General features: G+C 69.9%; 8 protein-coding genes. All 8 read right to left on the reverse strand.

The genetic code is table 11. The annotated features are described in order from the left end of the window. Positions 1-169 precede the first annotated feature (169 nt). Positions 170-1228 carry an NUDIX hydrolase gene (locus QH276_RS17920; protein WP_280400657.1) on the reverse strand — a complete coding sequence of 353 codons (1059 nt, stop codon included), beginning with the start codon at positions 1226-1228 and terminating at the stop codon, positions 170-172. Beyond that, entirely contained in the window at positions 1228-2352 is a 1125-nt protein-coding gene (locus tag QH276_RS17925) for a glycosyltransferase family 4 protein (protein WP_280400655.1), read from the reverse strand. The genes QH276_RS17920 and QH276_RS17925 overlap by 1 nt, the downstream gene beginning before the upstream one ends. Next, the gene (locus QH276_RS17930) at positions 2349-3320 is read right to left on the reverse strand and encodes a phosphatidylinositol mannoside acyltransferase (protein ID WP_280400654.1); all 972 of its coding nucleotides are present in this window, start codon (positions 3318-3320) and stop codon (positions 2349-2351) included. The genes QH276_RS17925 and QH276_RS17930 overlap by 4 nt, the downstream gene beginning before the upstream one ends. After that, positions 3317-3985 (reverse strand): phosphatidylinositol phosphate synthase, encoded by a 669-nt coding sequence (gene pgsA / locus QH276_RS17935; protein WP_280400653.1) that lies wholly within the window; start codon positions 3983-3985, stop codon positions 3317-3319. Before pgsA ends, QH276_RS17930 begins: the two co-directional genes overlap by 4 nt. 78 nt (positions 3986-4063) lie before the next feature. After that, positions 4064-4660, reverse strand: a complete 597-nt coding sequence (locus tag QH276_RS17940; RefSeq protein ID WP_280400652.1) for an HIT family protein — start codon at positions 4658-4660, stop codon at positions 4064-4066. A gap of 35 nt (positions 4661-4695) precedes the next feature. After that, positions 4696-6768, reverse strand: coding sequence for a threonine--tRNA ligase (thrS, locus tag QH276_RS17945; protein WP_280400651.1), 2073 nt, complete (start codon positions 6766-6768; stop codon positions 4696-4698). Between the two features lie 317 nt (positions 6769-7085). Then, positions 7086-7739, reverse strand: a complete 654-nt coding sequence (locus QH276_RS17950; RefSeq protein ID WP_280400650.1) for a (2Fe-2S)-binding protein — start codon at positions 7737-7739, stop codon at positions 7086-7088. Continuing rightward, positions 7736-8242, reverse strand: coding sequence for a TIGR02611 family protein (locus tag QH276_RS17955; protein ID WP_432278689.1), 507 nt, complete (start codon positions 8240-8242; stop codon positions 7736-7738). Before QH276_RS17955 ends, QH276_RS17950 begins: the two co-directional genes overlap by 4 nt. Between the last annotated feature and the right edge of the window lie 261 nt (positions 8243-8503).

Below are 8503 nucleotides of genomic sequence, written 5' to 3' on the forward strand. Positions count from 1 at the left end.
ATACTCGCGCCTGCGGCGCATCGTCTCGCGGGCTGAACGCAGGGACGGGCCGAACCCGCCAAATGCCTCGCTGAACTCGGCGCCGCCGTGGTCGCGTTCGGGTTTCGAGGCAGGCCCTGCGAACACCTCGCTGGACTCGGCGCCGCCGTGGTTGCGACCGGGTTCGGGCCTATCGGATGGAGCGGACCTCGGGGTCGGTGTCCGCGTCGGCGGCCCGGGCAGCTTCCGGGAGTAGTTCGTCGAGGTGGTAGGGGTACACGGTTTCCCCGGCGGCGTCGAGGGCGCGGATATCGGCGGGACCGCACCAGCGGCTGCCGGTGATCGAGCGCTGTTCCACATAGGTCAGGTTCGCGGGTTCGGGCTCGTATTCGGCGACGCGCAGGGCGAAGAAGAGTTCTTCGGAACGGATCAGGTCGCCGTTGAAGGGGAAGACCGCCACCCTACGCCAGAGCGGGCCGCGCAGGGCCTGCGGGTCGGCTCGGTATCCCGTTTCCTCGTGGAGTTCCCGGACGGCCGCCGCGCGCAGGCTCTCCCCCGGTTCCACACCGCCGCCGACGGTGAACCAGAACGACACCTCCGGCAGCATCGGGTCGTGACCGCGCATGAGCAGGATCCGGTCCTGCTCGTCCAGGATCGCGACCCGCGCCGATACCCGGGTGGTGTCGACCTCCAGACCGGTCGCGGCGGCGGGGGTGGCGCGTTCGGCGATCTCGAAATAGGCCGGCATGGGCGCGGTACCGCCCAGGCGCAGCCAGCGCACCGGACGGCGGGTACGCAGCGCGAGCGTGTCACGGACGGCGTCGTTGTGGAAGCGGCGGGCGATCAGCACCCGGGCCTCCGCGTCGGCGAGTTCGGCGACCTGCTGCGGGGGCAGCCGGGTGATATCGACCGCCGACAGGGTCGCGGCCAGCTGGTTCTCCACCGCTTCCCGTTCGTCGCGGGCGGTGCGTTCGGCCCGGTCGGCGAGGACGGTGAGGCGGCGGGCCAGTTCGCCGGGTTTCGGGTCGGCGCCCGGGTCCGGCGGGCCGGTGCCGCGCAACGATATGGCGACCGCCCGCGCCACCACCGCGCGGCGGGCGAGCGCCGCCTCCAGCGCATGCCAGGCGAGGTCGGTGCGGACGTGCAGGCGGTCGAGCCGGTTCGCCGTGGAGTAGGCCCAGACCCCCAGAGCGACGACGAGGGCCGCGGCCAGCGCGAGAACCAGAACGGTGGTCGCGGAGAAGGTGATCATCCGGCCACCCGCACTCGCAGATCGCCGACCACCACGGTTTCGTAGACCCGCAGGATCTGCTCGGCCACCACCGGCCAGTCGTAGGAGCCCACCACCTGGGTCGCGGTCCGCACCAGTTCGGCGCGGCGCGCGTCGTCGGCGAGCAGGCCGCTCAACGCCTCGGCCAGCGCCACCGGATCACCGGTCGGTACCAGCACACCGGCGGCGCCGTCGCGCAGCACCCGCCGGAAGGCGTCCAATTCGCTGGCGACCACCGCGGTCCCGGCGGCCATCGCCTCGATCAGGATGATTCCGAAGCTCTCCCCGCCGAGATTCGGCGCCACGTACACATCGGCGCTGCGCATGGCCGAGGCCTTCTCCAGATCCGAGACCTGCCCGAGAAACCGCAGATGCCGGGCCAGGGCGCCGGCTTCCCGGCGCAACCGGGCCTCGTCGCCGCGGCCGACGACCAGCACCTCCACCCCGGGGTGCCGCGCGACCAATTCCGGCAGCGCGCCGAGCAGCACCTGCATCCCCTTCCGGGGTTCGTCGTAGCGGCCGAGGAACAGCACCGTCCCACCCGGCCGCGGGTACCCGGGCAGCAGCGGTGCCCGGCTGAACGCCTGCACATCGACGCCGTTGGGGATCTCCACCGCATCCGATCCGAGCGCTTCGACCTGCCACCGCCGGGCCAGCTCCGACACCGCGATCCGTCCGCTGATCTTCTCGTGGTACGGCCGCAGCACGCCCTGGAATGTCGACAGGATCAGCGATTTCGTGGTGGAGGTGTGGAAGGTGGCGACGATCGGGCCCTCGGCGATCTTCAACGCCAGCATGGACAGGCTGGGCGCGTTGGGTTCGTGGATGTGCAGCACATCGAAATCGTTGTCCTCGATCCATTTCCGGATCCGGGTGTAGGCGGTGGGACCGAAGGACAGCCGGGCCACCGACCCGTTGTAGGGGATCGCGACGGCGCGGCCGGCCGACACCACGAAATCGGGCAGCTCGGTGCTGTCCGAGGCGGGTGCCAGCACGCTCACCTTGTGCCCACGCTCCCGGAATACCTGCGCCAGCTCCACCACATGCGCCTGTACGCCGCCCGGTACGTCGAACGAGTAGGGACAGACCATGCCGATTTTCATGGGGCACGATCTCCGGCGGCGTCGACCGATCGGGTGCCGCGCCGCGCCTGTTCGGCGGCGATCCGGTCCAGCCGGGCTTCGGACAGATCCGTTTCCCACAGCGGCTGCAACATATGCCAGTCGGCGGGGTGCTCGGCGATTCCGGCGGCGAAACAGTCGGCCAGCGCCTGGGTCGCGGCGGCGACACCGCCGGATACGTCCAACGGCTCCCGGGTGCGCACGACCCAGCCCTCCCGGCCGCTGTCGTCGACGGTGAACCAGACGTGTACCGGCATGAGCGCGGCCCCGGTGTCGATGGCCAGCTTCGCCGCGCCCGCCGGCATCCAGGTGCGTTCGCCGAAGAAGGTCACCGGGATGCCGCGGCCGGTGAGATCGCGCTCCCCCATCAGGCAGACCACCTTGTTCGCCCGCAACCGCTGCGCCAGCGCGGTGAACGGCGGCTGTTCGCCGCCGGTCAGCGGGAACACCTCGAAACCCAGGCTTTCCCGGTAGGCGACGAAACGTTCGAACAACGATTCCGGTTTCAGCCGTTCGGCCACGGTGGTGAACGTGCCGTAGTTCTGCACCAGCCAGGTGCCGGCCATATCCCAGTTCCCCGAATGGGGCAGGACGAACACCACACCGCGACCACGGGCCAGCGCGGCGTCGAGATGTTCCCGGCCCTCGACGACGATCCGGCCGGAATCCACCAGATCACGGTGGTCCATGGCCGGTAGCCGGAACGCTTCGCGCCAATAGCGGGCGTAAGAACGCATACTCGCCCGGACGAGGTCGCGAGGTACCGCCTGCGGGGAGGTGCCGAGCACCCGGGCCAGGTTGCGCCGCAGCTGCTCGGGCCCGCCCTTGCGGGCCGCGAAATCGGCGCCGCGGTCGAACAATCCGCGGGCCGTGGCTTCGGGCAGGGCGCGTACCAGGCGCCAGCCCGCGGCATATCCACGGTCGCTCAGCGTCGCCCGCCACCCGCTCACGACGGCTGCTCCGTTCCCGGATTCGCGGTCCGCAGGATCTCCCGGGCGCCGGGTGAGCTGCGCACCGCCAGTACCCGCTGAGCCACGGTCACGATACTGAGCACGGCCAGGATCCACATGGCCACATGCACCGCCCAGGTGAGCCAGTCGATTCCCCAGTACCCGCCGATTCCGGTGAGCCCGGCGCCGACGAGCACGATCACCAGCCGGTCCGGGCGTTCGATGAGCCCGCCGTCGGCGGACAGCCCGCTGGCCTCGGCGCGGGCCTTGGCGTAGGAGATGACCTGCGAGGTCACCAGCACCACGAGGGTCGCCACGAACAGGGGCTTGCTTTGTTCGTGGTATACCGCCCACCAGGCCAGAGCGCCGAAGATCGCGCCGTCGGCGACGCGGTCACAGGTGGCGTCGAGGACGGCGCCGTAGCGGGTGCCGCCGCCGCGGGCCCGGGCCATCGCGCCGTCGAGCATGTCGAACATGACGAACAGCCAGATCACCATGGTTCCCCAGAACAGATGTCCGGTGGGGAACAGCGTGACGGCCGCGGCGATCGAGGCGGCCGTACCGATCAGGGTGACGGCGTCGGGCGTGAGACCGGTACCGACCAGTGCTCTACCGAGCGGCGCGGTGGCCTTGGCGAAGGTCGCCCGCCCGAAAATGCTCAGCACCTACGCCTCCTGCTCGGTCCCGCGGGGCATCCGCGTGCGGCCGGCCCCGGCGCGGGCGCGGCGCGGAATTCCGGCCATCTACGTCTCTTCCCAGGCCGATGCCAGCAGGGCCCGCGTTTCGCGGAGCAACTGCGGCATCACCTTCGCTCCGCCGATCACGGTAATGAAATTGGCGTCCCCGCCCCAGCGGGGCACGATGTGCTGGTGCAGGTGGTCGGCGAGCGAACCGCCAGCGACACCGCCCAGGTTGAGCCCCACATTGAAACCGTGCGGCCGCGATACCTTCTTCATCGTGCGGATGGCCCGCTGGGTGAATGCCATCAGCTCGGCGGCCTCGGCGGCGGTGAGATCCTCCAGGTTCGCCACCCGGCGATACGGCACCACCATCATGTGCCCCGGGTTGTACGGGTAGAGGTTCAGCACCGCATACACATGTTCGCCACGGGCGACGACCAGCCCGTCCTCGTCGGACATCTCGGGGATATCGGTGAACGGATGCCCCGTCGTGCCCTTGGGCGCCGAGGTGGCCGCCTCCGCGATATAGGACATCCGGTACGGCGTCCACAACCGCTGCAACCGATCCGGTTCGCCCGCACCGCGGTCCACGATCTCCCCGGCCGCCGCGGCGCTCTCCTCCGGCGCGGTCAGACCGTCCGGTACCGTGCGCTCACTCATATCCATACCCTTTCCCCGCCCGGGCGGACCCGGTATCACTCCGGCGCACCGCCCGCGCCGTCCACCAGGGGACGCACCGATTCCGCGGTGGGTGAGGTGTTGTCCCGGCGGTGCACCCAGTCCACGATCACCCGGACCGCGTCGGCCACCGGTACGCCGTTGACCTGGGTCCCGTCGCGGAACCGGAAGCTCACCGCACCCGCTTCCACATCCCGCGCCCCGGCCAGCAGCATGAACGGCACCTTCTGCGCGGTCTGATTGAAGATCTTCTTCTGCATCCGGTCGTCGCTGCGGTCCACCTCCGCACGCACTCCGGCGGCCCGCAGCTGTGCGATCACACCGTCGAGATGTCCGACGAAGGTATCGGCGACCGGGATGCCCATCACCTGCACCGGCGCCAGCCACGCCGGGAAAGCACCCGCGTAGTGCTCGGTGAGCACCCCGAAGAAGCGTTCGATCGACCCGAACAGCGCCCGGTGGATCATCACCGGCTGCTTCTTGCTGCCATCGGAGGCGGTGTATTCGAGTTCGAACAGGCCGGGTTCGAAGAAGTCGAGCTGGATGGTCGACATCTGCCAGTTACGGCCGAGCGCGTCGCGGGTCTGCACCGAGATCTTCGGGCCGTAGAACGCGGCGCCGCCCGGATCGGGCACCAGTTCCAGTCCGGAGGCCTCCCCGACCTGGCGCAGGGTTTCGGTGGCCTCATCCCACAGGTCGTCGGAGCCGACGTATTTGTCCGGATCCTTGGTGGACAGCTCCAGGTAGAAATCGTCGAGACCGTAGGCCTTCAGCAGATCCAGCACGAACCGCAGGGTGCCGGTCAGTTCCTCGACGACCTGTTCCTGGGTGCAGTAGATATGCGCGTCGTCCTGGGTGAAACCGCGGGCGCGGGTCAGGCCGTGCACCACCCCGGACTTCTCGTACCGGTACACCGACCCGAATTCGAACAACCGCAGCGGCAGTTCCCGGTACGACCGGCCGCGCGACCGGTAGATCAGGTTGTGCATCGGGCAGTTCATCGGTTTGAGGTAGTAGTCCTGGCCCGGTTTGCGCACGGTGCCGTCCTCGTTGAGTTCGGCGTCCAGATGCATGGGCGGGTACATCCCGTCGGCGTACCACTCCAGGTGCTTGGAGGTCTCGAACAGATGCGCCTTGGTGATGTGCGGAGTGTTGACGAACTCGTATCCCGCCTCCACATGCTGGTGGCGTGAGTAGTCCTCCATCTCCTTGCGGATGATGCCGCCCTTCGGATGGAACACCGGCAGGCCGGAACCGAGTTCGTCGGGGAAGGAGAACAGATCCAGTTCCGCACCGAGTTTGCGGTGATCGCGCTTCTCCGCCTCGGCGAGCATGGTCAGGTATTCGTCCTGCGCCTCCACCGATTCCCAGGCGGTGCCGTAGATCCGCTGCAGGCCTTCGCGGTTCTGGTCACCGCGCCAGTAGGCGGCGGAACTGCGGGTGAGTTTGAAGGCCGGGATGAACTTGGTGGTGGGGATATGCGGGCCGCGGCACAGATCGCCCCAGACGCGTTCGCCGGTGCGCGGATCCAGGTTGTCGTAGATGGTCAGCTCGTTACCGCCGACCTCCATGATCTCCGGATCGTCGATCCCGGATTTGTCCCCGATCAGTTCGAGTTTGAACGGCTCCTTCGCCAGTTCGATCCGCGCCTGGTCCACCTCGACCACCCGCCGCGCGAACCGCTGCGCACCCTTGACGATCTTCTTCATCCGGGTCTCCAGCTTGGCCAGATCCTCGGGAGTGAAGGGCCGGTCGACCCGGAAGTCGTAGTAGAACCCGTCTTTGATGGGCGGACCGATGCCCAGGGCCGCCTCCGGGAACTCCTGCTGTACCGCCTGGGCGAGCACATGCGCCGCGGAATGCCGGATCACGCTGCGGCCGTCCTCGGTGTTCGCGGCGACTGGGACGACCTCGGTATCGAGTTCCGGAGCCCAGGACAGATCCTTCAGATCACCCGCGGCATCCCGGACGACGACCACGGTCTCCGGACCCTTGGTCGGCAGGCCCGCCTCCCGCACCGCGGCGCCCGCCGTAGTCCCGGCCGGCACCCGGACGGGGGTGACTGGGCTGCGGGGGGCTGTGGTGGTCACGGTGGCGCTCTCCTCGGGTTCCGCGGCCGGATCCGCTCCGGCTCGCTCGGGCTTCGGACGGCCTGCGTCCCGCCCGGCGGCCCCGGGTCGGTGACGGCTCGTCCGTCGATCGGTAACCGGGCATTGCCCGGCCGCGACCATGCTATCGGGACACACCCGGACGCGTGTCGATGGACCGGGCCGGACACCGGCCACCCCGGCCGCCGCGGCACACCGAGCGGCCGGCACGCCGCAGTGTGTGCGATGGTGCGATCTCCCAGCGGCATCCTCTTTCCCCGCCGCTTCCGCCGTGGAGTGCTCGCACGTCGTGCGGAGTGCTAGGCGCGCCGCGCGTAGTCCGCGAGCAAAGCCGCACGTTCGGCCGGCGGGCGCTTGGGGCAGCTCACGCATTTTTCGCAGTTCGGCGCCTCGTAGACGAGGCAACAGGAGGCGCGTTTCACGAAGGTCCGGCCGCCGACCTCGACGAACCTGGGTACGGGCAGGGCGCTCCCGATCTCGGCGGCGAGCCGCTGCCCGAGCCGCGGTGCGCCCGCGTCGACCGCCCAATTGGCGAGGGCGTCGGTGACGACGGCCCACAGCGCCGGCTCGCGGACGCCGGAGAGGGCGCTGAGCCGGTCGATCACGGTGGACAGCGTCGCGCGCAGCACCGGCGGGATCTCACCCGCTCCTTCGGCCTCGCCCGCACCGGTTCCGGTGGCCGCATCCCGGGCGCCGGTATCGCGGAACCGGACCTTCTCGACCGTGCCGTCCGGGCGTAACGACATCTCCACCCGATCGAGCGCGGGCGGCGCGATCGGGATCTCCCGGACCAGTGCCCGCACCACCGGCTCGATCAGCGCGGAGGCGGTCATACACCACCACAGGGTGGCGCCCACGCGCAGCGAATCGGTCCGCCAGGACGCGTTGAGTTCCGCGATCCGGGCGGCCAGCCACGTTTCGTCCGCCAGCATCTCCCCCCGCGCCGTCCTCACGACATCAGGGGACTGTGCAACCACTGCCATTCGACTCCGATCCAGTCGCCGACCAATCCGAACGTGCCGAGCACCCATAGCGTGGCCACGACCACCGCGCAGGTCGCGAGGAACGCCAGCACCTGCATCAGTGGCCCGCGGGAGATGTACCAGGCCATACCGCGCCGGTACTTGTCCCGCAGCCAGACCAGCGCGCGCCGCGCCACCGCGAATTCGGTGGCGAGGATGCCGATACCGGCGAATACCAGGGCCCAGCCGGGTCCGGGGAACGGAATGGTGATGATGCCGACCACGAGCACCACGGTGCCGACCACCGCCACCCCGACCCGGTAGACCAGCTCGAGGGTAGGCCGTCCGGCGATCCGCCCCCGGAAGGCGCGCCAGAACGCCGGCCCGGACTGTTCCGGCCGGTCGCCGGTACCCGCCCTGGGCCCGGGATCGGTCCCCGTCGAACCGGTGCTCGCCGCGTTTCGATCGACGGCGGTCTCGGAAGATTTCTCCACGAAACCAGCCTACGAGTCGGCAAGACAACAAGTTCTGTCGCCCGCATCGGTCCCGGTCGCCGTCGGCGTTGCTTTGCGGGGGGTCGCGATCGCCCGGGCGGCCGCCGAGCCGGGCCCGCAGATCGCGAGCTGCGGCAGCGAATGCCGTGCGGCACCCTCGCGGGCCCGGCCACGCAACGAAGCCCCGCGCCCCCCCGAACCGGGGGGGGGGGGGGGGGGCGCGTGGATGGGGGCCCGGGGGGGAGCCCCCCCCGCCCGGAG

It is taken from the genome of Nocardia carnea (assembly GCF_029869215.1).
In the GTDB taxonomy this organism is placed as follows: Bacteria; Actinomycetota; Actinomycetes; order Mycobacteriales; family Mycobacteriaceae; genus Nocardia; species Nocardia carnea_B.